This is a genomic window from Mesorhizobium sp. Root695 (assembly GCF_001428185.1).
Lineage (GTDB): Bacteria > Pseudomonadota > Alphaproteobacteria > Rhizobiales > Rhizobiaceae > Mesorhizobium.
Genome location: NZ_LMHO01000001.1, coordinates 259,768 through 285,444, shown reverse-complemented (window position 1 = coordinate 285,444; position 25,677 = coordinate 259,768). Strand labels below are relative to the sequence as shown.

The 25,677-nt window shown below is 63.7% G+C and carries 24 protein-coding genes and 1 pseudogene; 17 read left to right on the top strand and 8 right to left on the bottom strand.

Annotated elements, in window-relative coordinates; genetic code table 11:
• The first annotated feature begins 24 nt into the window (after window positions 1-24).
• Window positions 25-819 carry an SDR family oxidoreductase gene (locus ASD99_RS01420; protein WP_057142493.1) on the top strand — a complete coding sequence of 265 codons (795 nt, stop codon included), beginning with the start codon at window positions 25-27 and terminating at the stop codon, window positions 817-819.
• Window positions 820-1,044: 225 nt separating this feature from the next.
• Window positions 1,045-2,136 (top strand): 3-deoxy-7-phosphoheptulonate synthase, encoded by a 1,092-nt coding sequence (locus ASD99_RS01415; protein WP_057142676.1) that lies wholly within the window; start codon window positions 1,045-1,047, stop codon window positions 2,134-2,136.
• A 38-nt stretch (window positions 2,137-2,174) separates the two neighbouring features.
• On the opposite strand, the gene ASD99_RS01410 is transcribed toward ASD99_RS01415, so the two are convergent.
• Entirely contained in the window at window positions 2,175-2,810 is a 636-nt protein-coding gene (locus tag ASD99_RS01410) for a LysE family translocator (RefSeq protein ID WP_057142492.1), read from the bottom strand.
• Window positions 2,811-2,938: 128 nt separating this feature from the next.
• On the opposite strand from ASD99_RS01410, the gene ASD99_RS01405 reads away from it, so the two are divergent.
• Complete coding sequence (locus ASD99_RS01405) at window positions 2,939-3,637, top strand: helix-turn-helix transcriptional regulator (protein WP_057142491.1); 699 nt, start codon at window positions 2,939-2,941, stop codon at window positions 3,635-3,637.
• 33 nt (window positions 3,638-3,670) lie between these two features.
• Here the strand turns inward: ASD99_RS01405 and ASD99_RS01400 are convergent, their stop codons facing one another.
• Entirely contained in the window at window positions 3,671-4,780 is a 1,110-nt protein-coding gene (locus tag ASD99_RS01400; protein WP_057142675.1) for a Gfo/Idh/MocA family protein, read from the bottom strand.
• Window positions 4,781-4,934: 154 nt separating this feature from the next.
• Between ASD99_RS01400 and ASD99_RS01395 the strand changes: the two genes are divergently transcribed.
• The 11 genes from ASD99_RS01395 to ASD99_RS01345 all read left to right on the top strand — a co-directional run bounded on the left by ASD99_RS01395 (window position 4,935) and on the right by ASD99_RS01345 (window position 15,782).
• The gene (locus tag ASD99_RS01395) at window positions 4,935-5,780 is read left to right on the top strand and encodes a MurR/RpiR family transcriptional regulator (RefSeq protein ID WP_056589225.1); all 846 of its coding nucleotides are present in this window, start codon (window positions 4,935-4,937) and stop codon (window positions 5,778-5,780) included.
• Between the two features lie 142 nt (window positions 5,781-5,922).
• Window positions 5,923-7,857, top strand: a complete 1,935-nt coding sequence (locus ASD99_RS01390) for a bifunctional 5-dehydro-2-deoxygluconokinase/5-dehydro-2-deoxyphosphogluconate aldolase (protein WP_057142490.1) — start codon at window positions 5,923-5,925, stop codon at window positions 7,855-7,857.
• 35 nt (window positions 7,858-7,892) lie between these two features.
• On the top strand, window positions 7,893-9,743 hold the full coding sequence (iolD, locus tag ASD99_RS01385; protein ID WP_057142489.1) for a 3D-(3,5/4)-trihydroxycyclohexane-1,2-dione acylhydrolase (decyclizing): 1,851 nt from the start codon (window positions 7,893-7,895) through the stop codon (window positions 9,741-9,743).
• A gap of 145 nt (window positions 9,744-9,888) precedes the next feature.
• On the top strand, window positions 9,889-10,806 hold the full coding sequence (iolE, locus tag ASD99_RS01380; RefSeq protein WP_057142488.1) for a myo-inosose-2 dehydratase: 918 nt from the start codon (window positions 9,889-9,891) through the stop codon (window positions 10,804-10,806).
• A gap of 58 nt (window positions 10,807-10,864) precedes the next feature.
• Window positions 10,865-11,083 (top strand): hypothetical protein, encoded by a 219-nt coding sequence (locus ASD99_RS01375; RefSeq protein WP_056589211.1) that lies wholly within the window; start codon window positions 10,865-10,867, stop codon window positions 11,081-11,083.
• Window positions 11,084-11,087: 4 nt separating this feature from the next.
• On the top strand, window positions 11,088-11,900 hold the full coding sequence (gene iolB, locus ASD99_RS01370) for a 5-deoxy-glucuronate isomerase (protein ID WP_057142487.1): 813 nt from the start codon (window positions 11,088-11,090) through the stop codon (window positions 11,898-11,900).
• Window positions 11,901-12,052: 152 nt separating this feature from the next.
• Window positions 12,053-12,760, top strand: a complete 708-nt coding sequence (locus tag ASD99_RS01365; protein ID WP_057142486.1) for a DUF1045 domain-containing protein — start codon at window positions 12,053-12,055, stop codon at window positions 12,758-12,760.
• A gap of 47 nt (window positions 12,761-12,807) precedes the next feature.
• The gene (locus tag ASD99_RS01360) at window positions 12,808-13,962 is read left to right on the top strand and encodes an alpha-D-ribose 1-methylphosphonate 5-triphosphate diphosphatase (protein ID WP_056589203.1); all 1,155 of its coding nucleotides are present in this window, start codon (window positions 12,808-12,810) and stop codon (window positions 13,960-13,962) included.
• On the top strand, window positions 13,959-14,588 hold the full coding sequence (phnN, locus tag ASD99_RS01355; RefSeq protein ID WP_057142485.1) for a phosphonate metabolism protein/1,5-bisphosphokinase (PRPP-forming) PhnN: 630 nt from the start codon (window positions 13,959-13,961) through the stop codon (window positions 14,586-14,588). The genes ASD99_RS01360 and phnN overlap by 4 nt, the downstream gene beginning before the upstream one ends.
• A gap of 226 nt (window positions 14,589-14,814) precedes the next feature.
• Complete coding sequence (locus tag ASD99_RS01350; RefSeq protein WP_057142484.1) at window positions 14,815-15,570, top strand: COG4280 domain-containing protein; 756 nt, start codon at window positions 14,815-14,817, stop codon at window positions 15,568-15,570.
• Window positions 15,567-15,782 (top strand): hypothetical protein, encoded by a 216-nt coding sequence (locus tag ASD99_RS01345; protein ID WP_056589194.1) that lies wholly within the window; start codon window positions 15,567-15,569, stop codon window positions 15,780-15,782. The genes ASD99_RS01350 and ASD99_RS01345 overlap by 4 nt, the downstream gene beginning before the upstream one ends.
• A gap of 25 nt (window positions 15,783-15,807) precedes the next feature.
• Here the strand turns inward: ASD99_RS01345 and ASD99_RS01340 are convergent, their stop codons facing one another.
• The 3 genes from ASD99_RS01340 to ASD99_RS01330 all read right to left on the bottom strand — a co-directional run bounded on the left by ASD99_RS01340 (window position 15,808) and on the right by ASD99_RS01330 (window position 19,493).
• Window positions 15,808-16,803 carry an ABC transporter permease gene (locus ASD99_RS01340; protein WP_056589192.1) on the bottom strand — a complete coding sequence of 332 codons (996 nt, stop codon included), beginning with the start codon at window positions 16,801-16,803 and terminating at the stop codon, window positions 15,808-15,810.
• A 61-nt stretch (window positions 16,804-16,864) separates the two neighbouring features.
• On the bottom strand, window positions 16,865-18,409 hold the full coding sequence (locus ASD99_RS01335) for a sugar ABC transporter ATP-binding protein (protein ID WP_082525559.1): 1,545 nt from the start codon (window positions 18,407-18,409) through the stop codon (window positions 16,865-16,867).
• 121 nt (window positions 18,410-18,530) lie between these two features.
• Window positions 18,531-19,493: a sugar-binding protein gene (locus tag ASD99_RS01330; protein WP_057142674.1), complete on the bottom strand. Its 963-nt coding sequence runs from the start codon at window positions 19,491-19,493 to the stop codon at window positions 18,531-18,533.
• Window positions 19,494-20,063: 570 nt separating this feature from the next.
• On the opposite strand from ASD99_RS01330, the gene ASD99_RS01325 reads away from it, so the two are divergent.
• Entirely contained in the window at window positions 20,064-21,200 is a 1,137-nt protein-coding gene (locus ASD99_RS01325) for a LacI family DNA-binding transcriptional regulator (protein ID WP_056589185.1), read from the top strand.
• A gap of 24 nt (window positions 21,201-21,224) precedes the next feature.
• Here ASD99_RS01325 and ASD99_RS31695 read toward each other — a convergent pair.
• From ASD99_RS31695 to ASD99_RS01310, 3 genes and pseudogenes are all read right to left on the bottom strand, one after another.
• Window positions 21,225-21,545, bottom strand: a pseudogene (locus ASD99_RS31695) (ATP-binding cassette domain-containing protein); the annotation flags it as partial.
• Between the two features lie 280 nt (window positions 21,546-21,825).
• The gene (locus tag ASD99_RS01315; RefSeq protein ID WP_056589182.1) at window positions 21,826-22,176 is read right to left on the bottom strand and encodes a DUF1330 domain-containing protein; all 351 of its coding nucleotides are present in this window, start codon (window positions 22,174-22,176) and stop codon (window positions 21,826-21,828) included.
• Window positions 22,177-22,386: 210 nt separating this feature from the next.
• Window positions 22,387-22,785, bottom strand: a complete 399-nt coding sequence (locus ASD99_RS01310) for a BA14K family protein (protein WP_156388901.1) — start codon at window positions 22,783-22,785, stop codon at window positions 22,387-22,389.
• Window positions 22,786-23,325: 540 nt separating this feature from the next.
• On the opposite strand from ASD99_RS01310, the gene ASD99_RS01300 reads away from it, so the two are divergent.
• Together ASD99_RS01300 and mdcA are read left to right on the top strand one after the other, a co-directional pair.
• The gene (locus ASD99_RS01300; protein ID WP_056589176.1) at window positions 23,326-23,598 is read left to right on the top strand and encodes a hypothetical protein; all 273 of its coding nucleotides are present in this window, start codon (window positions 23,326-23,328) and stop codon (window positions 23,596-23,598) included.
• Between the two features lie 400 nt (window positions 23,599-23,998).
• Window positions 23,999-25,669, top strand: coding sequence for a malonate decarboxylase subunit alpha (gene mdcA, locus ASD99_RS01295; RefSeq protein ID WP_057142481.1), 1,671 nt, complete (start codon window positions 23,999-24,001; stop codon window positions 25,667-25,669).
• The last annotated feature ends 8 nt before the right edge of the window (window positions 25,670-25,677 follow it).

Sequence of the window (25,677 nt, the reverse complement as noted above, 5' to 3'; positions counted from 1 at the left end):
GGAAGAACCCACAGGAGCAGAGCGATGAGCGGAACTGCCGATCGCAATTCAAAAACACGCGCCATCGTCACCGGCGGCGCGCAAGGCATCGGCTTTGCTGTTGCCGAGGCGCTGGCCGACGAAGGCTGCCGGGCGCTGGCGCTCATCGGCCGGTCGCAGGAGAAGGGCGACAGGGCTGTCGCCCATTTCAAGAAATCGGGGGTCGACGCGATCTTCATCAGCGCCGACGTCTCTAATGTCGCCGACTGCAAGCGTGCGGTCGCCACCGCGATCTCGCATTTCGGCACCATCAACGCCCTGGTCAATGCCGCCGCCACGTCGGCGCGCGGTTCATTGGTCGAGACGAGCGAAGAGCTTTTCGATACGATTTTCGACACCAATGTGCGCGGGCCGTTTTTCCTGATGCAGGGCGTGGTGGCGCATCTGCTGGAGAAGAAGGCGCCCGGCTCCATCGTCAACGTGTTGTCGATGTCGGCGCATACCGGCCAGTCGTTCCTGACCCCCTATTCGACCAGCAAGGGGGCGCTGATGACGCTGACCAAGAACGTCGCCAATGCCTATCGCTACAACCGCATCCGCTGCAACGCGGTGCTACCCGGCTGGATGGACACCGAGGGCGAGGACATCGTGCAGAAGAAATGGCACGATGCACCCGACGACTGGCTGGCAAAGGCCGAAGCCGCGCAGCCGATGGGGCAGTTGGTCAAGCCGGACCAGCTTGCGCGGCTGATCAGCTACATGGTCAGCCCGCAGTCGGGCGTCATGACCGGGTCGCTGGTCGACTACGACCAGAGCATTGCGGGGTCGTCACCCGAGTAGCATTAGTTGCGTCGCCCCATCAGGGCCACGTGACAAACGCCTTCGCATCGACTATATGACCCACATGATCAACCTGACCGCCACATATTGGTACTTTAGGAGCTCGCTGGCGGCGGGAGGATTGCGCTCGATCTGAAGATTGCAGCAACAAGATCCGAACAGCCGCCATACCTGGCGGCTTTTTTGTTTTCAGCCGGCAGGTTTCCCAAACAGGAGCAGAAAGCCGTGTTGACCACCACAGATGATCTTCGGGTCAAGGAAATCAGGGAATTGAGTACGCCGGACCAGGTGATGCGGGAGATACCGCGCACGCTGACGGCGACGCGCACCGTCACCGCGTCGCGCAACGCGATCCACGCCATTTTGAACGGCACCGACGATCGGCTGCTCGTCATCGTCGGCCCCTGTTCGATCCACGATCCGGTCGCCGCCGTGGACTATGCCAGCCGTCTGGCAGCGCTGCGCGAGAGCCTGTCGGACCGACTCGAGATCGTGATGCGGGTCTATTTCGAAAAGCCGCGCACGACGGTCGGCTGGAAAGGCCTGATCAACGATCCCGACCTCGACGGCAGCTTCAACATCGACAAGGGACTGAGGATGGCGCGCAACGTGCTCTCCGCCGTCAACAATCTCGGCCTGCCGGCAGCGACTGAATTCCTCGACATGACCACGCCGCAATACATTGTCGACCTCGTCGCCTGGGGCGCGATCGGCGCGCGCACGACCGAGAGCCAGATCCACCGCGAGCTTGCTTCCGGCCTGTCCTGCCCGGTCGGCTTCAAGAACGGCACCGACGGCAATCTGCGGATCGCCGCCGAGGCGGTAAAATCCGCCGCCCAGCCGCATCATTTCATGGCGGTGACCAAGGGCGGACGCAGCGGCATCGCGACGACCACCGGCAATGAGGACTGCCACGTCATCCTGCGCGGCGGCGTTCAGCCGAACTATGACGCGGCGAGCGTCGAGGCGGCCTCGGCGGAGCTTGCCCGCATCGGTGTCGCGCCCCGTTTGATGATCGATGTCAGCCACGCCAATTCAGCCAAGAAGCCCGAGAACCAGCCCAAGGTAGCGGCCGATGTCGCCGGCCAGGTCGCGGTGGGCGACGAGCGCATCATCGGTGTCATGATCGAGAGCAACCTCGTCGCCGGCCGGCAGGACGTGGTACCCGGCAAGCCGCTCGTCTATGGCCAGAGCATCACCGATGGCTGCATCGACTGGGCGACCACCGAGACGGTGTTGCACGGCCTTGCCGGCGCCGTCGAGTGGCGCCGCTCAGCGCGCCGCGCCATGATCGAGAGCCGCCAGGGAGCAGCCTGATACGGATGGCGGCATGGAAAGGGCGGCGCGTGCAAGGATCACGCCGCCCTTAGCCCCTCCCACGCAGTGAGCACGGAAACCGCAACCAGAAGCAGCCCCGCCGCCCGGCCGGCAAATGCGGTCGCTCGGGGATTGGCGACCAGCAGATTTCGGCTGCGGCCGGCTGACATGGCAAGTCCGCCGTAGACGGCAAACTGCATGGCGATGGTCATCAATCCCATGATGGAAGCCTGGATCCAGATCGGACCGTAGTCCGGCTTCAGAAATTGCGGATAGACCGCGAAGACGAAGAGATAGGCTTTTGGATTGATCAGGCAGATCACCAGCCCCTGGCGAAACGCCTTCCATGCGGAGCGGCTGCCGGCAGGTCCATCATGGCCAACCTTGATCGAACTGCGCATCAGCGTCAGGCCGATAAAGGCCATGTAGGCGGCACCGGCAATCAGCAGCGGATTGTAGAGGATCGGCACGAAATGCATCAGCAGGCCGACGCCAAGCGCGCCGTTCAGCGTGTGCACCATGCCGCCCAGCATGATGCCGCCGGTCGCGGCAAGTCCCCTGATGCCGCCACCGGTCAGCGCATTGGCAAGCACGAAAAGCATATCCATGCCGGGCACGATGATGATGCCGAAGAGGAGGAGACAGAAGAGCCAGAGATTTTCCGCGTAGTCCATGTCAGTTGCCTGTCGCCCTCGCTCGGCCAGGCCGCAGCGGAATGTGTTGATTCTCAACTCGATAGGCGCTCCTATAGGTCAGCCCAACTGACGATGGTGTGTCAGTTGCGATTGGAATCCCGGGAAAAATGCGCAAGGCGTCACGCCTGTTCGAGATCATCCAGATCGTGCGGCTGGCGCGGCAGCCGGTGACGGCGGCAACGATTGCCGAGCGGCTGGAAGTGACGGTGCGCTCGATCTATCGCGACATCGCAGCACTGCAGGCGATGCGCGTGCCGATTGAAGGCGGGCGCGGCATCGGCTACATCCTGCGTCCCGGCTTCGACCTGCCACCGCTGATGTTTTCGATCGAGGAGATGGAGGCGATCGTCCTGTCTCTCGCGCTGCTGGAGCGCACGGGAGACAGCGAGCTCAAGCAGGCGGCCAAGCGCGTCAGTGCCAAGATCGCCGGCGCGGTGCCGCCGCCCTTGCGCCAGGCATTCGACGCCAATGCGCTGCATGCGTGGGGGTTCGCCGCGCCCTCGACCGGCGCGATCGACCTGGCGCTGGTGCGCCGCGCCATCCGCGACGAGGAGAAGCTCGACCTCTCCTATCGCGACGAAATGGGCCGCGCCTCCGAGCGCCTCGTCCGGCCGATCGCCCTGATCTACTACGCCGAAACCGCCAACATCGTCGCCTGGTGCGAGCTGCGCCAGGCGATCCGCAATTTCCGCAGCGACCGGATCGAGGATTGCCAGGCGACGGGGCTGCGCTTCAAGGGCGAAGGCGACCGCTTGCGGCAGGTCTGGGTCAACGGCTGGGAGACGAATGTCGTTGCCGCCGTCTGAAGCCACCTTCGCGGAGCGAAAACCGGGGCGGGACTACCTCACATCGACCCAGCGCTTCTCCTCGAAGGAGCGCGCCATCGCGTGCACGGTGCGCTCAATCTCCAGCCCTTCGGCGAATTCGATGAGCCGCGCCGGCTTGCCGGCAAGCCGCGTCAGCAATTCGTGGCACTCGATGATCTTGAGGTCGTTGAAGCCGAGGCCATGGCCTGGCGCCGGCACGAAGAGGTCATAGGGCTTGTGGTGCGGAGCCACCAGGATGGTGCGGTAGCCCTGCTCGGTCGGGCGATCTGATGTGACATAGAGCTGGATTTCGTTCATCCGCTCCTGGTCGAACAGGATCGAGCCCTTCGAGCCGAAAATCTGGATGGCAATGCGGCCCTTGCGGCCCCAGGCGGAACGATTGACCAGCAGCGTGCCGGCAATGCCGTTTTCCAGGTGCATCAGCACGCTGGCGATGTCGTAGGTCTCCACCGCGCGACGGCCGCCGCTGGCCACCTTGCGGTCGGCATAGGGTTTGGCCATGTCGCAGATGACGCTGGCGACGCGGCCGAACAGGGCGGAAACCAGCGACAGCGGATGCACGGCGAAATCGTCGAGCGCGCCATAGCCGGAAGCAGCCTCGTGCTTCCAGAAGAACAGCGCTTCGGGATCGGCCATGAAGTCCTCGTCCATCTCGATGCGCAGATGGTTGACCTCGCCGATGATCTTCTCGTCGAGCAGCGCGCCGATATGGCGGATGGCCGGGCTCTGGATGTAGTTGTAGCCAAGGGCTGCGACCTTGCCGGACTTTTTCGCGGCGGCTGCCATCGCCTCGGCCTCAGTAAAGCTCGGCGCCATCGGCTTTTCGCACCACAGATGCTTGCCGGCCTCGAGGACGGCGATGGCCATTTCCGGATGGAACTGGTTGGGCGTGGTCAGCGAGACGATATCGACATCCGGATCGTTGACGACGGCGCGCCAGTCGCCGGACGCCTTGGTGAAGCCGAACTCGCCTGCCTTGCGTTGGGCGAGATCCTCAGTGACCTCGCCGAGATGCACAAGCCGTGGCTTGGCCACGTCGGGGAAGACAGCGCCAACGGCACTCCATGCGATGGCGTGACACTTGCCCATGAAACCCGTGCCGATGAGACCGACGCCGACCATTTTCCGTTTCTCCACTGCCTGAAGCATCAGGTGGATGAATTAGTCCATTTCTTCCTGGAATGGAATGTCTGCCTCATTTTTTATGGCGTTCTTGCGCAGGCTCGGTATGATGAGGCAGAGAGGGTGCCGGCAAATGAACCTGAGCAGACCGACGATGGACGAACGGGTACCTCGCGACTTCGAGACGCTGCGCGCAACGATCCTCGATCGGCGCGAAAGCCTGCCGAAGCGCATTGCCCAGATCGCCGCCTATGCGCTCGACAATCCCGACGACATCGCCTTCGGCACCGCCGCCAGCATCGCCGCTTCGGCCGGCGTGCAGCCGTCGACCTTGATCCGCTTTGCCCAGCAGCTTGGCTTCGACGGATTCACCAGCCTGCAGCAGGTGTTTCGCGAGCGGCTACGCGAGCGCAACTCATCCTATGACGAAAGATTGCAGGCGCTGCGCGCCAAGGCCGAGGGCGGCGCAGGCCACCGGGCGATCTTCGACGGCTTCGTCGCCGCCGCCAGCACCTCGCTCAACGACATTTCGCGCACGCTGGACGAAGCGCATCTGGAAGACGCGATCACCCTGCTGGCGAAGGCAGAGACTATCTATGTGCTGGCCAAGCGCCGCTCCTATCCGGTGGCGTCCTACATCGCCTATGCACTGGGCAAGCTCAAGATCCGAAACCAGTTGATCGAATCGGCGGCCGGGCTGAATGCCGAGATGATCGGCTTCGCCACGCCAGCGGATGCCGTCATCGCCATCTCGTTTTCGCCCTACGCGCCCGCCACCATCGAGGAGGCGCGCGGCATTTCGGAGCAGGGCGTGCCGATCGTCGCCATCACCGACAGCTCGTTTTCGCCGCTCGCCCAGTTCGCCAAGGTCTGGTTCGAGGTTGCCGAGGCGGATTTCGCCGGCTTCCGCTCGCTGTCGGCAACGATGGCGCTGGCCATGGCGCTGACCGTCGGCGTCGGTGAGAAGCGACGGGACACGAGCCGCAAGCGCAAGGCCTGATCCGCCGCCAGAAAAGACACTTTCCATCAAAGGAATGCTCATTCCATATTGACTATGGATTGGAATTATTATTTCATATTCCCGGCGCCACGCTGCCGCTCGCGCGTGTACCCAAAAACAACAAGGCCGACGGGAGGTTCCAATGAGCGAAGCCGTGGACGCGAAACAGGCGCCGCTCGACGTCATCACCATCGGTCGCGCTTCCGTTGACCTTTATGGCCAGCAGATCGGCTCGCGGCTGGAGGACATCACCTCCTTCGCCAAGTCGGTCGGCGGCTGCCCGGCCAACATTTCGGTCGGCACGGCGAGGCTCGGCCTGCGCTCGGCGCTGCTCACCCGCGTCGGTGACGAGCAGATGGGCCGCTTTATCCGCGAGCAGCTGACGCGTGAAGGCGTCAATGTCGACGGGCTAAAGACCGACAAGGAGCGGCTGACCGCTTTGGTGCTGCTGTCGGTAGAGGACGAAGGCGTCTCGCCGATGATCTTCTACCGCTCGGACTGCGCCGACATGGCGCTGGCGCCGGAAGAGATCAACGAGGCCTTCATCGCCTCGGCGCGGTCAATCGTCGTCACCGGCACGCATTTTTCCCGCCCCAACAGCGATGCCGCGCAGCGCAAGGCGATCCGCATCATGAAGGCCAAGGGCGGCAAGGTGGTGTTCGACATCGACTATCGGCCCAATTTATGGGGTCTCGCCGGCCATGCCGAAGGGTTCGAGCGCTATGTGAAATCGGACCGGGTCTCGGCCCAGCTGAAGACGGTGCTGCCCGATTGCGACCTGATCGTCGGTACCGAGGAAGAGATCATGATCGCGTCGGGCGCCGACGATTGCCTGAGCGCGCTGAAGACGATCCGCTCGCTGTCGTCCGCCACCATCGTCTTGAAGCGCGGCGCCATGGGCTGCATCGTCTATGACGGGCCGATCAGCGACGACCTCGAAGACGGTGTCGTCGGCAAGGGCTTTCCGATCGAGATCTACAATGTGCTCGGCGCCGGCGACGCCTTCATGTCCGGCTTCCTGCGCGGCTGGCTGGGCGGCGAAGACCATGCGACTGCCGCGACCTGGGCCAATGCCTGCGGCGCCTTCGCCGTGTCACGGCTGCTCTGCGCGCCGGAATATCCGACCTTCGAAGAGTTGCAGTTCTTCCTCAAGCACGGCAGCAAGCACCTCGCTTTGCGCAAGGACGAAGCGATCAATCACATCCATTGGGCAACGACGCGCCGGCGTGACATTCCCTCGCTGATGGCGCTCGCCTGCGACCACCGCGTGCAGCTCGAGGATGTGGCTGCGAAGGCCGGCGCCGATCCCGCCCGCATCCGTGATTTCAAGGTGCTGGCGGTCAAGGCCGCCGCGAAGGTCGCCAACGGCCGCGACGGTTACGGCATGCTGATCGACGAGAAACATGGCCGCAAGGCGATGTTCGAGTTCGCCCGTCATCCCTTCGCCTGGCTTGGCCGGCCGGTGGAGCTGCCGGGCTCGCGGCCGCTGCGCTTCGAATTCTCGCAGGACATCGGCTCGCAGCTCACCGAATGGCCTGTCGATCACTGCATCAAGTGCCTGTGCTTCTATCATCCCGACGATCCGGCGGCACTGAAGGAAGAGCAGCAGCAGAAGCTGCGCGCGCTGTTCGAAGGCGCTCGGAAAGTAGGCAGAGAACTTCTCGTCGAGATCATCGCCGGCAAGCATGGCAAGCTCGACGACACGACGATCCCGCGCGCGCTGGAGGAGCTCTATGCGCTCGGCATCAAGCCGGACTGGTGGAAGCTCGAGCCACAGGCGTCGAGCGGCGCCTGGGCGAAGATCGAAGCCGTCATCCTGAAGCACGATCCATGGTGCCGGGGCGTCGTGCTGCTTGGCCTGGAGGCGCCGCAGGACGAGCTGGAAGCGGCTTTCGCCGCCACCGCCAAGGCACCCATCGTCAAGGGCTTTGCCGTCGGCCGCACCATCTTCGTCCATGCAGCAGAACAATGGCTGGCCGGCAAGATATCGGATGATGAGGCTATCGCCGACATGGCTTCGCGCTTCGAACAGCTGACCGAAGCGTGGCTTGCCGCGCGCGGCCGCAAGGCGGCATAAGAAGGCGCGGAATAGGGACTGCGGAGGAACACACCATGAGCAAGACAATCCGCCTGACGATGGCGCAGGCGCTGACCCGCTTTCTCAGCAGGCAAATGACCGAGGTCGACAGCAGACAAGTCCCGATCTTCGGCGGCGTCTGGGCGATCTTCGGCCACGGCAATGTCGCGGGCATCGGCGAGGCGCTCTACCAGGTGCGCGACGAATTGCCGACCTTCCGCGCCCACAATGAACAGGCGATGGCGCATGCGGCGATCGCCTATGCCAAGGCCAATTTCCGCCGCCGCTTCATGGCCGCGACCTCTTCGATCGGCCCCGGCGCGCTCAACATGGTGACGGCGGCGGCGCTTGCGCATGTAAACAGGTTGCCCGTCCTGTTTCTGCCCGGCGATGTCTTCGCCAACCGCATCCCCGATCCGGTGCTGCAGCAGGCCGAGGATTTCTCCGACGGCACGGCGACGGTCAATGACTGCTTCCGTCCTGTGTCGCGCTATTTCGACCGCATCACCCGGCCCGAGCAGATCATTCCAGCGCTGAGCCGCGCCATGCAGGTGCTGACCGATCCGGCTGATTGCGGCCCGGTGACGCTGTCGCTCTGCCAGGACGTCCAGGCCGAGGCCTATGACTATCCCGAGAGCTTCTTTGCCGAGCGGGTCTGGCACCAGCGCCGGCCGCGCCCGGACCGCCATGAGCTTGCCGCCGCGGTAGCGGCGCTGAAGGGGGCGAAGAAGCCGCTGGTGATCGCCGGCGGCGGTGTCCTCTATTCGCAGGCCTCGGACGAACTGGCGAAATTCGCCGAGGGCGCCGGCATTCCGGTCTGCGAGACGCAAGGCGGAAAATCCTCGCTGCCGGACGACCATCCGCTCAACATGGCGGCGGTCGGCGTCACCGGCACTGCTGCCGCCAACCGGTTGGCCGAGGAAGCCGATGTCGTGCTTGCCATCGGAACACGCCTGCAGGACTTCACCACCGGCTCGTGGGCGCTGTTCAAGAATTCGGGCAAGACCATTATCGGGCTGAACGTGCAGCCCTTCGACGCCGGCAAGCACCGGGCGCTGGCACTGGTCACTGACGCGGCCGAGGGTCTGGCTGAACTGGGTGCTGCGCTAAAGGGCTGGAAGGCACCTTCCACCTGGACCGAGAATGCAGCCACCGGCAAGAAGGCCTGGCAGACCGAGGCTGCCAAGGTGACGGCGTCGACCAATGCCGCCTATCCGTCCGATGCGCAGGTGATCGGCGCCGTGCAGCGCGCCATGGGCTCCGGTGTGACGCTGCTGCATGCCGCAGGCGGCCTTCCGGGCGAACTGCACAAATTATGGCAAGCAGGCGCGCCCGGTTCCTATCACGCCGAATACGGCTTCTCGACCATGGGTTACGAGATCGCCGGCGGGCTCGGTACCAAGATGGCCAAGCCAAACGAGGAGGTCGTCGTCATGATCGGCGACGGCTCCTATCTGATGCTGAATTCCGAGATCGCCACTTCGGTGATGCTCGGGCTCAAGCTCACCATCGTGCTGCTCGATAACAGGGGCTATGGCTGTATCAACCGGCTGCAGATGGCGACCGGCGGCGCCAACTTCAACAATCTGCTGAAGGACTCGCGCCACGAGGTCCTGCCCGACATCGACTTCGCCGCGCATGCGGCGAGCATGGGCGCGATTGCCGAAAAGGTGCCGTCGATTACCGGGCTGGAAAATGCCCTGGCACAAGCCAAGAAGAACACGCGCACAACGGTGCTGGTCATCGACACCGACCCGCTGATTTCTACCGATGCCGGAGGCCACTGGTGGGATGTGGCGGTGCCGGAAGTGTCGGCACGACCACAGGTCAACGCGGCGCGCAAGGCGTATGACGAGAAGCGGAAGATGCAGACCGTCGGCAATTGATATAGGCGTCGCCAAGCCCCTACCTCCCCCTTGTGGGGAGGTCGGACCGAAGGTCCGGGTGGGGGTCCGGCGCCACCCCCACCCCGCTGCTTCGCAGCGACCCTCCCCACAAGGGGGAGGGTGAACAAGAAACCGGAGTGACGACTTGAAAGCCAAACTGGGCATGTCCCCCATTGCGTGGTGGAACGACGATCTTGCGGAGCTCAGCGATGATGTCTCGCTGGAGGAATGCTTGCACCAGTCGCGCTCGGCCGGTTTCACCGGCATGGAGATGGGCCGGCGTTTTCCCAATGATCCCGATGTCATGCTGCCGATCCTGAAGGCAGCCGACGTGACGCTGTGCGGTGGCTGGTTTTCGGGCACGCTGGTCGATGGGGAAATGGCCGACAACAAGGATCGCATCCAGCCGATGATCGACCTGTTCAAGGCCGTGAACGCGCCTTGCATCGTCTATGGCGAGGTCGGCCGCTCGATCCAGGGCGACCGCTCCAAACCGCTGGCCACCAAGCCGAAGCTATCGGATGACGAGATGAAGGCCTATGCCAAGCGCCTCACCGCGTTTGGCGAATGGTGCGTCGAGCAAGGCATGCCGCTCTCCTATCACCACCATATGGCGGCGGTGGTCGAGACCGAGCCGGAACTCGATGCTTTCATGCGCTATTCCGGAGCCGGCATTCCGTTGCTGCTCGATGCCGGCCATCTGGCCTTCGCCGGCGGCGACGTTCTGCGCGCCATCGACAACCATCACACCCGCATCAGCCATGTGCATGTGAAGGACGTGCGCATGGGCGTGATCGACAGGCTCGACCGCACGAAACAGTCCTTCCTCGACGCCGTGGCGCTGGGCGCGTTCACAGTGCCGGGCGACGGCTCGCTGGATTTCGGCGCCATCGTGCAGCGCTTTGCCGACCATGGCTACGAGGGCTGGTTCGTGGTCGAGGCCGAGCAGGATCCGAAGAAGAACCCGCCGCTCAGGATGGCTCAGGTCGGCTACAAGGAATTGATGCGCGTCATGACCGCCGCGGGCTACACGGTCGAGACGCAAGGCTTTCCCAATGTCTGATCAAGGGGGGCCTGATGCGGTGGTTCTCGGCGAAGCCGGGTTGCTGTAGGTTGGTCGGATGAAAGATTCCGAGCACCCCTTCTTCCGGCCTTTGTGGCGGCGTGTCGCCGTCGTCGCGGTCTGCGTCATCTGGTCGATCATCGAATTCGCCACCGGCACGCCGTTCTGGGGCATGATCGCGCTCGGCTTCGCCGGCTACGCCGTCTGGCAGTTCTTCTATCTTTACAAGCCGGCCGAAGAGGGCAAGGCAACGGTCGAGCCCGAACCGAAGGAGTAACCCGATGTCGAAGCTGCTGGTGAAGGCCGACAAGGGCCATGGCCTCGTCGCCCATGTGACGCCGCAAATCGCGGGCTGGACATATGTCGGTTTCGACCTGCATCGGCTCAAGCCCGGTGAGACGGCCTCCGGAAAAACGAATGATCGCGAAGTCTGCTTGGTGTTCGTCACCGGCAAGGGCAATGCGTCAGCCGGCGGCAAGGACCTCGGCCAGCTCGGCGAGCGCATGTCGCCCTTCGAGGGCAAGCCCTGGTCGGTCTACGTCCCTGAGGGATCGGACTGGTCGGTGACAGCAGACACCGAGCTGGAACTCGCGGTCTGCTCGGCGCCGGGCCTTGGCGGCGGTCTGCCGGTGCGGGTGATCGCACCGGACGATCTCGGCCAGGAGGTACGCGGCAAAGGCACCAACACGCGCTACGTCACCAACATCCTGCCGGAGGGCAAGCCAGCCGATTCGCTGCTGGTGGTCGAGGTCATCACGCCCGGCGGCCACACGTCGAGCTATCCGCCGCACAAGCACGACCAGGACAATCTGCCCGCCGAATCCTATCTTGAGGAAACCTACTATCACCGCCTCAATCCGCCGCAGGGCTTTGCTTTCCAGCGCGTCTACACCGACGCCGACAAAAATGGCCATCGCGCGCTGGATGAGGCGATGGCGATCGAGGACGGCGATGTCGTGCTGGTGCCCAAGGGCTATCACCCCTGCGCCGCCTGCCACGGCTATGACCTCTATTATCTCAACGTGATGGCCGGACCGAAGCGGACGTGGAAATTCCACAATGCACCCGAGCACGAATGGCTGATGAAGGCCTGACCGGTTCGTTCAGCCTTCGCGACAACTGGTCCAGCACGAAAAAATCGCCGGCTAATGACCCGGCCGCACCGTTTTGTTACCTGAATGCCTGCAAGGCTTCGTCAATCCGTCATGGAAATCACCTATGGCAGCGGAGCTGACGAGGACTTTCCATGCGCTACGCCCTCTATTTCACCCCCCGGCAGGACGAACCGCTGGCGCGGATCGCCGCCAACTGGCTCGGCCGCGACCCGTTTGGTGCCGCGACAAAGCCGGTCGAGGCGGTGGCCGACCTGTCGGCGGCTGAAGTCGCCTTCCACACCGCTTCGGCGCGCCGCTACGGTTTCCACGCGACGCTGAAAGCCCCCTTCCGCCTGGCTGCCAACGAGACGGAAGCCTCGCTACGCGCCGCACTCGACCATTTTGCCGAGGCAACGCCGGTGGTGACCATACCGCGTCTCGTCATCAGCCAGATCGACGGCTTCTTCGCACTGGTCCCGGAAGGGCCGCTGCCGGCGCTCAATCGCTTCGCCGATGACGTGGTGCTCGGCTTCGACCGGTTTCGCGCGCCGCTGACCGAGGCGGAAATCGAGCGGCGCAGCCCGGATTCGCTGAAGCCGGCCGAGTTCCGCAATCTCTGCCAATGGGGCTATCCCTATGTCTTCGAAACCTTCCGCTTCCACATGACGCTGTCCGGCCGGACAGCGTCACAGGAAAGCCCTCGTTTGCGCGCAGCAATCGACAGTCTGTTCGCGGACATTCTGCGACAGCCGGTTCTGGTGGATGCGCTGACATTGTTTGTCGAAACCGAACCGGGCGCACCGTTCATGGTGCTCTCGCATCACGCACTCGGGCGCCGCTCCGCCAGAAAAACTGCCTGACACCCTGCCGGAACAAGCACAGCCTGAACAACCAAGGACTGCCTGAAATGACCGCCGAGACTGTTCTCCACAACGCCCGCATCGTGCTTGCCGACGAGATCGTCGAGGGTTCGCTGGTGCTGCGCGACGGCTTTATCGCCGGCATAGAAGCGGGTGCCAGCCAAACCAGTGGAAGCATGGCCGGCGAGGATATGGGCGGCGACTATATCATTCCCGGGCTGGTCGAACTCCATACGGACCATCTCGAAGGCCATTACGCGCCGCGGCCCAAGGTGCGCTGGAATCCGATCGCCGCCGTGCTCGCCCATGACGCGCAGGTGGCGACCGCCGGCATCACCACCGTGCTCGACGCCCTGCGCGTCGGCATGGACGAAGACGCTGACCTGACGTCGACAGACATCCGCAAGCTGGCCGATGCGATCGAGGACAGCGTCCAGCAGGATCGTCTGCGCGCCGACCATTTCATCCATCTGCGTTGCGAGGTTTCGGCGCCGGACTGCCTCGGGGCATTCGCCAATTTCGACGGCGACGAGCGGGTCAAGCTGGCATCGCTGATGGACCATGCGCCCGGCCAGCGCCAGTTCGTCAATCTCGAAACCTATGCCTATTATTACCAGCGCAAGCTGAAGCTGACCGATCGCGACTTCAAGGTGTTCTGCGAAAAGCGGATGGGGGAATCGGCGCGCAATTCGGCACCTAACCGGGCGGTGATCGCCGCCGCCTGCCATGAGCGCGGCATCGTGCTGGCCAGCCATGACGACGCCACCCTTGGCCATGTCGGCGAGGCGATCGAACAGGGCGTGCGCGTCGCCGAGTTCCCGACCACGGAGGAGGCCGCCAGGGCCTCGAAAGAGGCCGGGCTCGGCGTGCTGATGGGTGCGCCCAACGTCATGCGCGGCGCCTCGCATTCGGGCAACGTCTCGGCCCGCACGCTGGCCAGCGACGGCCTGCTCGACATCCTGTCATCCGACTACATTCCCTTCAGCCTGATCCAGTCGGCATTCTTCCTTGGCGATGTCGTCGAAGGCATTTCCCTGCCGCAGGCGGTCGCCATGGTCTCGAAGAACCCGGCCGAAGCGGTTGGCCTGACCGACCGCGGTGTCATCGAACAGGGCCGCCGCGCCGATCTGGTGCGCGTGCGCGTAGACGACCATGTCCCGGTCGTGCGCACCGTCTGGCGGCAGGGACGCCGGGTGGCATGATGGTGTCGGCGCTGATCGAGCGGGAATTGTCCGCCGAGACGTTTCCGATCCGCGATGGCGTCTTCGTCGCCGTGGTCGGACCGAGTGGCGCCGGCAAGGACACGGTGATCGGCTACGCCCGCGCCCGCTTCGCCGACGAAACAAGGCTGGAGTTCGTCCGCCGCGTCATCACGCGGCCCAGCGATGCCGCCAGCGAGGACCACGACACGCTGGCTGACGCCGCCTTCGTCGAAGCCGAAGCGGATGGCGCCTTCGCCATCTCCTGGGAGGCGCACGGCTTGCGCTATGGCATCCCGGCCGATGTCGACTGGGCGGTCGCCAATGGCCATGTCGCCGTCGCCAACGTGTCGCGCGCGATCATCCCCTCCTTGCGCGAACGCTATGCCAATCTGGCCATCGTCGAGATCACTGCCTCGCCGGAGGTTCTGGCCGAGCGGCTGGCAATGCGGGGACGTGAATCGCGCGGCGAAGTTCTGGCCCGGCTGGCGCGCAGCGCCAGTGTGACCTTGTCGGGCCCTGGCGTCACCTCGATCGACAACAGCGGCCCGCGCGAAGCCGCCGGCGAGCGTTTCGCCGAGGTGCTGCGCAAGGCCATGGCCTTCTCCGACATGTCGGGCCTGATCTAGGCTTCCAGCGTTTATCGAGCGCATTCCAGGGCCGATGCTGGTGGCTGGTGGTCGATCTCGAGCCGCTGCGCGTGCGGCTCGACTCCGCCGGTTGGTGCTTCGCTTGCTTTTTCCCTGCCAGCGGAGCGCTGTGTGGCGCTGACGGCATGGTGATCCTGGACCGCGACCCTGGGGAAGCGACCTTTCAAACAGATCATGGTAGAACGACACAATACAGGAAGCCTCGATGCACAGCCTGACACCCATCCTTTCGACGATCACCGCCTCATTTCTGGCGTCGTTCGTCGAGGTCGTCGAGGCCTTCACCATCGTGCTCGCGGTGGGGGTGACGCGCGGCTGGCGCCCGGCATTGACCGGCGCGGCCCTGGCGCTGGCGCTGCTGGCGGCCCTGGTGCTGGCGTTTGGCCCGCTGCTGGCGCTCGTACCCATCACCACGCTGCAATTCGTCGTCGGGGTGCTGCTGATCCTGTTCGGCATGCGCTGGCTGCGAAAAGCCATCCTGCGCAGTATCGGCGTCATCGCCCTGCATGACGAGGAGGCGGCCTTCTCCAAGGAAACCGCCGTCTTGCACCAGCAGGCCAACGGCCGCCGCGCCGACTACCTCGCCGGGCTGGCATCCTTCAAAGCGGTGCTGCTCGAAGGCGTCGAGGTGGTGTTCATCGTCGTTGCCGTCGGCGCGGCACACGGGCAGACGCTTTACGCCAGCCTCGGCGCGCTGGCGGCGTTCATCCTGGTGATGCTGATCGGACTCGCGGTCCACCGGCCATTGACGCGCGTGCCTGAGAATGCACTCAAATTCGTCGTCGGGCTGATGCTGACCAGCTTCGGCATCTTCTGGACCGGCGAAGGCTTAGGCGCCGACTGGCCGGGCGCCGATCTCGCTCTGCTCGCCATCTTCGCCATCGTCGCGCTGGCGTCCTTTGTCATGGTGCGCTGGCTGCGCGGTGCCTACCCCACACTCTCCGGAGGGCTTGCCCGATGAACGTCATTCGTCTCGCGGCCAAGGAATTCCTCGGCATGTTCGTCGATGACGGCAGTCTGGCGCTGCTGGCGCTGGTGCTGGTGGCCGTTGTCGCGGCGGCGGTGAAACTGCTGGCGCTGCCGCCGCTGCTCGGCGGCGGCTTGCTGCTGATCGGCTGCCTCGCGATCCTGTTGCAAAGCGTTCGCCGCGCCGCGCGCGCGACCAACCGGTAGCGCTCGATATCGGCGCGGCCGGCGTCTATTCCGCGGCCGCGCCGGCGGCGCTCTTGCGGGTCGCGTCGACCATCAGCCGCCGTGCCCGGAACACGCCCCATTGCTGGTCGACCAGAACGCCGATGAGGATGACGCCGCCCATCACCGCGAAGTTGAGCGAGGACGGGATGCCGAGCAGGTTGACAAGGTTCTGCAGTTCCTGCAGCAGCACCGTGCCGAGGATGACGCCGATCAGCGAGCCCTCGCCGCCGCGCAGCGAAAAGCCGCCGAGCACCGCCGCGGCGATGGCGTAGAGCTCGTAGAACTGGCCGTGGCTGGCTGGCGAAATCGAGCGCGTGTACATGGCGAAATAGATCGCCGACAGCGCCGTCAGCACGCCGCAGATGACGTAAGCCGCCATGACGACGCGGCCGGTGCGGATGCCCGAATATTTCGCCGCCTCCTCGTTCTTGCCGATGGCGTAGAGATAGCGACCGAACACCGAGCGGTGCAGCACCACCCACATGACGATGGCAATGACGATCAGCGCGATGAAGCTGTTGGGAACGCCATAGGAGCGTCCGGCGGTGAGGAATTCGAGGTCGGGAAAATTCTGGCCAAAGGCGAAGCCGGCGGTGCCGTCGGCGGTGTAGAAGCGGGCGACGCCGCGGTAGATCAGGAGGCCGCATAGCGTGACGACGAAAGGCTGCAATTTCAGCCTTGTGATCAGCCAGCCATGCACCAGGCCGATGATGGCGCCGAGCACGAGGATCAGCACGAAGGCCAGCGGCCACTCCATCTCGCGCACGGCGATGAAGTCGATGAACAGCGTTCCCAGCAGCGCGACCACCGAGCCGACCGACAGTTCGATGCCGCCGGTGATGATGACGAAGGCCTGGCCGATCGACAGGATGCCGAATAGTCCGATCAGATTCGAGGTGTTGGCCAGGTTGATCGGCAGCAGGAAGCGCGGATTGATGATCGCAACGATGGCGCCGACCACCAGAATCAGGATCAGCAGGCCGAGATCTTTCTTGCTCATCGTCTTCTCCCCAATGCCTGCCCGAGCGGGATCGCGCTTGCGCGAAATGCGAGGCAAAAACCTATTTCGGCAGCTTGCCCACCGCCAGCAGCAGCACGTTTTCCTGGCTGAACCGGTCCTTGTCCAGAATGCCCGAGATCTGGCCCTCATGCATGACGGCGATGCGGTCGGACACACCGATTACCTCTTCCATGTCGGAGGAGATCATCAGCACGGCGACGCCGGCATCGGCGAGCGCCCGCATCAGCCCGTAGATTTCCGCCTTGGCGCCAATGTCGATGCCGCGCGTCGGCTCGTCCAGGATCATCACCTTCGGATTCATGGCCAGCCATTTGCCGAGCACGACCTTCTGCTGGTTGCCACCCGACAGCGTGCCGGTGCGCGTCTGCACCGACGGCGCCTTGATGCCGAGATCTTTCTTTTGCTTCTCGGCGGTGGCGGTCTCGGCGCTTGTCGACACCAGGGAGCGGCGCGCATGCGCCGGCAGATTGGGCAGCGAAATGTTCTGGGCGATCGACAGGTCGAGCAGGATGCCGGTCAGCTTGCGGTCTTCCGGCACCAGGAAGATGCCATGCGCGACGGCGTCCGCCGCCGAGCCCAGCGCAAGCGGTTTGCCGTCGAGTTCGAGCGCGCCGCCAAGGCTTGAGTCGATGCCGAAGAACACCCGCGCCAGTTCGGTGCGGCCGGAGCCGACAAGCCCGGCAAGGCCGAGGATTTCGCCGCGCCTGACGTCGAGATCGACGGGCCGGGCGGGATAGGCGGGGGTGCGGATGGCCTTGGCGGAAAGGGCTGTGGCGCCGGGCGCACGCGCCGCCTCGGAGGCTTTTTCGCGCTCCTTCAGCATGCGGCCGATCATCAGCTTGACCATCTGGTCGTGGCCGATGTCGTGCTTGCCCAGCGTGCCGGCCAGCATGCCGTCGCGCAGCACGACGACGCGGTCGGCGACGCGCTCGACCTCGTGCAGCCGGTGCGAAATGAAGATGACGCTGATGCCGTCCGCCTTCAGCGCCTTGATGACGTCGAGCAATTTGTCGGTTTCGGCGAGCGGCAGGCTCGATGTCGGCTCGTCGAGGATGACCAGCCTTGCCTCGATCGACAGCGCCTTGGCGATCTCGACCATCTGCTGCTGGGCCAGCGACAGGGTCGCGACCGGCGTGTCGGCGGAAAAATTGGCGCCGACGCGCTTCAACAGCGGCGCCACCATGGTGCGCAGTTTTGCGCGGTCGACGAGCTTGAGCGGCCCGGCGCGCAACGGCTCGCGGCCGAAGAAGATATTGGCGGCGACATCGAGATTGTCGAACAGGTTGAGTTCCTGGTGGACGAAGGCGATGCCCGATCCCAGGCTGCCTTCGACGGTCAGCCCCTTGTGGGCGGTGCCGTCGACGGTGATCGTGCCGGTGTCCGGCGTGGTGACGCCGCCGAGGATCTTCATCAAGGTCGATTTGCCGGCGCCGTTTTCGCCGACGAGGCCGATGACCTCGCCCGGCCTGACCTCCATGGAGAAGCCATCGAGCGCGACGACGCCCGGATATGTCTTGCGCACGTTCTCGAGGCTCAGGAATGGAGCAACCGTGGACGCAACGATGGATGTGTCGGAATAATTCATCATGCCTGACAGCAGCCGGTGGGCCGTTTTTGGTCCATCTTCAGACTGACGATCCACGCGCGGTTCGTCAATGCGAGCAGCCGGCCCAAGCGACGTTGAGCCGGCTGAACTGCGTCAAGTCTTACTTTCCGGCCATCGCCTTCAAATTGGCGGCATAGGCGTCGACGTCATCCTTGCCGATGATCTTGGTCGGGATGATGATGAGACCGCCGGCCGGGATGCCCGACTTGTCGCCCTTGAGATAGGCAGCCATCAGCTTCATGCCCTGATAGGCCCATTCGAAGGGCTGCTGCACGACGGTCGCGGCAATGGTGCCTTCCTTGACGCCGCCCAGCGTGATCGGATCGTCATCGAAACCGACGACGGTGATCGAGCCGAGCTTGCCGGCATCGCGCAGCGCTTCATAGATGCGCGGCGTGTTGTAGGAATAGAAGCCGACCATGCAGGTGACGTCGGGGCTGGCGACCAGCGCGTCCTCGACGTTCTTCTTGGCGCGAGCCTGGTCGATGTCGTCGCCGCGCACGTCGATCAGCTCGATCTTGGTGCCGGCCAGGCCGTCCTTCATGCCCTGGATGCGCTCCTTGGCATTGTCGGCGCCGAGCAGGCCGACGAAGCCGAGGCATTTTCCGCCATTGGGCATCGCCTTCTTGGCGATTTCGGCGGCCTGCTTGCCGGCATCGACGTTGGACGAGCCGATATAGGCGACACGCTTGGTCTGCGGGGCGTCCGAGTCGGTGGTGAACAGCGCCGTTTCCGAAGCGATCTTGTTGAGACCATCGGTCGAGGTCTTCGGATCAACCGCCGAGACCATGATGCCCTTCACGCCGGCCGTCACCAGATCGTCCATGAGCCGCTGCTGGATGGCGACCGAGGACTGCTCGGGATATTTGAGCTCGAGATTGTAGTCCGGCAGTTCGCCCTGCGCCTTCTTGACGCCGGCTTCGGCGGCCTTCCAGAAATCGGAAGCGCCGTTGACGACGAAGGCCAGCGTCGGCTTGTCGTCGGCGCGCGCGATTGCCGTGGCCGACAGGCCAAGCAGCAGCGCCGTGGCGGCTACGGATGCATTTCGTATCAAGGATTTCATGTTCAACCTCCCGTTTGGTTCAGTCGTCAGACTGACCGATCTTGCACTGACCTGATTTTGCCGTTTGCAGCTTGGACGCCCTCCTCCTCAAAGGGGTTCGCGGCACCGAAAGAATGGCGCCGTTCCAGCCACGATCATGGACCTTAGAGACTCATCCTTCGTTCGTAAATAGTCCGATTTGTCTGACATATCACATATCCGAGACAAGGCTTGCGGAGGTAAGATCCGCCCGCCTTCGAGCCATTTGCGTACACTCCCGCCACCCCGAACCCAACCGGCCGGACGCGACAGATTGACGGTACAGCGCATTTTTGTATTAGTAAACAGTATTAGTTTCGAGGCGATGTCCGTGGGTATGGTTGCGGTTTCAGGCAGCCCGGACGCGCCAAAGCCCAGGTCCTATGGCGCTCGCGCTCCGGGCTGTATGGAGCCGCATGGCGGATGGACGTTGAAGGTACTAATAGATATAAATGCTCGTGACGACCTATAACGATGCGGCGTCACGCCATCTTGCCGGCCTGACAGGCTGCCGCTAGACAGACCGGAATTTGGGGGTGCTTTGGGGGTGCCATGAGCGAGACGACGGACCCGACCATCGATACGGCGAGGCGACGCAAGACGGCGGCGAAGAGCGCCAGGGGTCGCGTCACCATGACCGACATCGCCAGGGCCGCCGGCTGCTCGCAGGCAACCGTTTCCTTCGTGCTCAACAATTCACCCGGCATCCGGCTGTCGCAGCAGACCCGCGAACGAGTGATCGAGGCCGCGCGGGCGCTCGGCTATTCGCCGCCGGCCTTCTCGGCCTTGCAAAAACCTCCCACCGCCTTCGAAGGACTGGACGGGGTGATCGGCTTCGCCGTCGACCAGCTCGCCACCAGCCCGGAAGCCGTGGTCGCCATCGAGGGCGCGCGGCAGGCCTCGTGGAATGCCGGCAACGTGCTTCTGGTGGCGCAGACGCTTGGCGATTCCGTCATGGAGCCGCGCGCCATCGCAGCGCTCACCAAGCGAGGCATTTCGGCGCTGATCTACATGACCATCTTCACCCGCGAGATCACTGCGCCCGACTATCTCTACGGCCTCGACATTCCGGTGATCCTGCTCAACTGCTATACGGCGGACTACGCCTTCCCGGCCGTGGTGCCGAGCGAGATCGCCGGCGGCCAGAACTCGACCCGCCATCTGATCAGCCACGGCCACCGCCGCATCGCCACCATCACCGGCGAACCGTGGATGCAGGCCGCTCAAGACAGGCTGAAGGGCTATCGCCGCGCGCTCGCCACCGCCGACATCCCGTTCGATCCCGAACTGGTTGTCGAGGGCGACTGGTCGGCAAGTGCGGGCTATGCCGCGACCGTCAAGCTGCTGGCGCTGAAAGACCGCCCGACCGCCATCTTCTGCCAGAACGACCGCACCGCGATCGGCTGCTATGAGGCGCTGAAGGAAGCAGGCCTGCACATCCCGCAGGACATTTCCGTCGTCGGCTACGACGATGAAGAAATCGCCCGCCACCTCTTCCCGCCGCTGACGACCTCGATCCTGCCGCACATGGCGATGGGCCAATGGGCAATCGAGCAGCTCGAAGCGCCGGCGCCGCCTGGACGGGGGCGGTACCCGATTACCAAGCTGGAGTGCCCGCTGGTGGAGCGAGAGAGCGTACGGGCTGTGGTCGGCTCGTCCGCGAGTTCGAGCGAAGCGTCGGTGAGTTAAAGCGTCCGCTCGCGGGCCGGCGCCTTATCCGCCAACCATCGGCTTGACGACTTCGTCGTGGTTGGTTTCCGAGATCTTGCGCTCGCCGGCCTGGGACGCCGCGCCGCAGCACGACGATGCGATCCGAAACCGCGAAGATGTCCTGCAGATTGTGCGGGATGAAGATCACGCCGCGCCCTTGCGCCTTGAGCTGGTGGATGAGCGAAATCACCTTGCGTTGCTCGGGACGCCAAGTGCCGCTGTCGGCTCGTCCATGATCAGGACCTGCGCGTCCCAGTAAACGGCGCGGCCGATGGCGACAGCCTGCCGTTGGCCACCGGAGAAATTGCTGACCGGGGCATCGACTGCAAACAGGGCCAAGCAGCGCAGCTAGGACAGACGGGCGCCGCCACTTGCCCACGGGCATTGACTCGCCGGGGCTTTCATCGTGCCAGGTTTCCCTAATCGCGTGCGACCCCGCACGAGCGAACATCAGGATGCGACGCGATTCATCAAGATCTGCGGACTTGAGCAGGCTGCCTATCGCCCTCGAACATCAGAGTTGACGTCGATAACGCGCACGCGCCTGGAAACTCTGTGATGGCGCCAGCACGTCGCTCGGACCAATCGAGACAAAGCAAACGTTTCAGGCTCTTTTGAGCGCCCGACGGATGTCCTTGGCGAATTCGTTGATCGTGAAGCCCTCGGGGAGCGAGTCGATCAGGACGAGGTCGGAGATGGCGTTGCGGACACGCAAAGGCGCGATCGCCTGATACGCGGCTGAATTGTACCAAGCGCTCGCAGTATCCCGGCTTGGGAACTCCATCAGCACGACCGAGCCCGGCCAGGCTCCCTCGAGCACGTCGACTGATCCCTGCGCCAGCCACTTACCGCCATAGGGTGCAACGGTAGCCTCAACCTGCTCGAGATAAGACAGACCTTCATCGTTGGGTACATCGCCAGGGATTCGCAGGTGGTTGATTAGATAGGTCGACATGGAAAATCCTCGATGGAACACATGGTGCCGCGGCAAGGAAGAAGGGGAGGGCGTGCGACATAGCCCCCGCGCCGCTTGCAGATCAGTCAGGGGCTTGCACCGGAGGGGGTGCGACGCGATGCTTTGCAACTGGATGGTCTGTCTCGGAGTCGCTATGGGCTCGAGCTCGAAATCTGTCGCTGCCAGGAGCAGCCGGATCCGAGGACGGCCTTACGAACAATAGTGCAGGCGTCCATCGCTGCCGATATAGGCGCCCGTATAGGGATTGTAGGTGGAATGGATGCGCGCGCAGTAAGAACTGTAGTAATCGTAGGCGGAATCGTCATCATTTTCGTAAGATGGAGAATATGGGAAGTATGGACGGTACCCGCCGCCGTGATAAAAATGGGGATGGGAGTAGCCACCAAAATGATCTCCATAGGACATGTCGGAGCCTCCAAATCCTCCGCCGTGCATCGCGAACGGCATTCCGCCAGAATGGCCGCTGCCAAAGCCGCCATCCCCACCGCCGTGGCCGCCGCCATGCGCGGCCAGACCCGCGGTTGCCGAGCCGGCCACGACCGCCGCACCCAAGACAATAGTAGCTAACATTGTTCCTGCCGGTTTCATGTTATTCTCCTCTCGAACGACAACCTCTATGCGTTCTGGCAGAGCAGCGTGCCCCCGGTCCACGTTAAACGAAACTATACTTTGGTTTACATCGGACTATATCTAATGCGGCCGAATGATCACCCATTGTGTGCAAGCAGGTCGATCCGGCGCCGGCGAGAAGTCAGAGAGCCGCCAGCATTAAATCAATCCGAGAGCGGCTTTGGAAGCACGTTCAAGAGCACGCCGAGTTGGCGCTAGGGAGCATGAAGCGGCTAGCGACGCAGCGGATGGTGAAGCCGGTTTTGATCGGCCGTGTGAGGCACCTGCGCGGCAAAGAAAGATCTGCGCCATCCATTCTGCGGGACTTCAGTGAGGAAGGCTGAAGAGACTCTTGAACGCGGCCGCAGCACTCGTCATGGCACGGCCAATCAGCAACAGTCTTTCAGACAAAAACTAGTGGTTGGAGAAAATACACCAGTCGGGTTGGGGGTTATTCCTCTACCCATCAACGCAGTTTGTCGTTGGTACCACCTTTGAACCAGGGAAGGACCATGCCCCATGAACATCAAAGCTATCTGCCTCGGTGCCGCAATTGCGCTTTTCCCGTCTGGCGGCATTGCATTTGCCGGCACTCTAGGTGAGCCGGACACTATGAAACCGTTCTTTACGGATGCCAGCATGAAAACCATGAAGCCGCTGAAGGAATTCAAGAAAGTTTTCATGGCTATGCCTGCCGAAAAGCAAGAAGCGATGAAGAACGAGTGCGCGGGCATGAGGCAGCCGTACACCGACTTCTGCGCGAATGTGAATACGCTCGGCGGCCATAACTAAGACCTAGTCAGTCACGCTCAACACCGGCCGCCGCGGCGTGGAAGACCAAGCCGAGTTGGGACATCGTCGCCGGCAACGACTAAACCATCAACCTCGAGCGCTTCCACCATGAGCGCCTAATGCATATCGCCCAAAAGTGACCTCAGTTTTGGGAGAACGACATGCATAAAGGCAAGGACTTAAAGCGGGCCGCTTGAATCCGTTCAGACGCGACACGCTTTAGGCACCCTTCATCGTCGTGACAGGTGTCAACCACTCGGTCTACGAAGCTCATCCCGCGCAGGTTGCCACCCTCATCGAGGAGGCCGCCCACAGGGCCGGCGAGGCGACCGAATGGGAAAGACGCAAGCCGTCGCGCGCGAAGGCGCGGCGCTCCCTTCCCGGCGCATGAGGTTCGTCCATGAATGCCCGATCGAGCGGTCCATCGCAACGCGCTTGGGATACGGCCCGACAATCGCGCGAGCAGCGCCTGGCCGCCGCCGCCCGCTACGCCAGGGACAAGCTGGTCTTCCACGAGGACGTGACGAAGCTGCTGGAGGCCTTGGTCCGTTCCGGTGACCGGGTCTGCCTCGAAGGCGATAACCAGAAGCAGGCCGACTTCCTCGCCGCCCGGCTCGCCGAGGTCGACCCCGTCGTGGTGAAGGACCTGCACATCGTGCAGTCGGGCGTGGTGCTGGCCGAGCACCTCGACCTGTTCGAAGCCGGCATCGCGAAGAGGCTCGACTTCTCCTATTCCGGCCCGCAGGGAGCCGCGATCGCGCGCGCGCTCAAGGCCAGCAAGATCGAGCTCGGCGCGGTTCATACCTATCTCGAGTTGTTCTCGCGCTACTTCGTCGATCTGACCCCGCATGTCGCGCTCACCGTGGCGCGCTGTGCGGATCGCGAGGGCAATCTCTACATGGGCCCGAACACCGAGGATTCGCCCGTCGTTATCGAGGCGACCGCGTTCAAGCAAGGCATCGTCATTGCGCAGGTCAACGAGTTGGTCGACAAGGTGCCGCGCGTCGACGTACCGGGCGACCGGGTCGATTTCGTCGTGGTGGCACCGTCGAATTTCTATGTCGAGCCTCTGTTCACCCGCGACCCGGCGCAGATCACCGAGACGCAGATCCTCACTGCCATGCTGGCGATCAAGGGCATCTACGAACCCTATGGCGTGAAGCGGCTGAACCACGGCATCGGCTTCAATACTGCCGCCATCGAGCTGATCCTGCCGACCTATGCCGAGCGGCTCGGCTTGAAGGGCAGGATCGCGACCCATTTCGCGTTGAACCCGCACCCGACCCTGATCCCGGCCATCGAGAGCGGCTGGGTCGAACAGGTCTACAGCTTCGGCTCGGAAGTAGGGATGGACGACTACATGCGCGCTCGGCCGGACATATTCTTCACCGGCCGCGACGGCTCCATGGCCTCGAACCGCATGTACTGCCAGTCTGCGGGGCTCTACGCCACCGACTTGTTCATCGGCTCGACCCTGCAGATTGACCTCGCAGGCAATTCCTCGACCTTTACAAAGGACCGCATCGCTGGCTTCGGCGGCGCGCCGAACATGGGCTCCGATCCGCGCGGCCGCCGCCATGCGAGCGATGCCTGGCTGAAGGCGGGCCGCGAGGCCGCGGGCGAACCGACGCGTCTGCCGCGCGGGCGAAAACTCGTGGTGCAGATCGTCGAGACCTTCGGCGAGAAGCTCAGCCCGACCTTCGTCGAGGGCCTCGACAGCATCGAGCTGGCGAAGTCGCTCGATCTCGCTCTCCCCCCGGTGATGATCTACGGCGACGACGTCAGCCACATCGTGACGGAGGAAGGCATCGCCAATCTCCTGCTCTGCCGCACGCCCGCCGAGCGCGAGCAGGCGATCCGGGGCGTTGCCGGCTACACGGATGTCGGCCGCGCTCGCGACGCCAGGGCTGTGGAGGAACTGCGCGCCCGCAAGGTGATCCAGTGCCCCGAGGACCTCGGCATCAACCCTCTCGACGCCAACAGGAGCCTTCTGGCCGCCCGCTCCATCAAGGAGCTGATGCGCTGGTCGGGCAATCTCTACGATCCGCCCCGCAAGTTTCGCAACTGGTGAGACCGCAG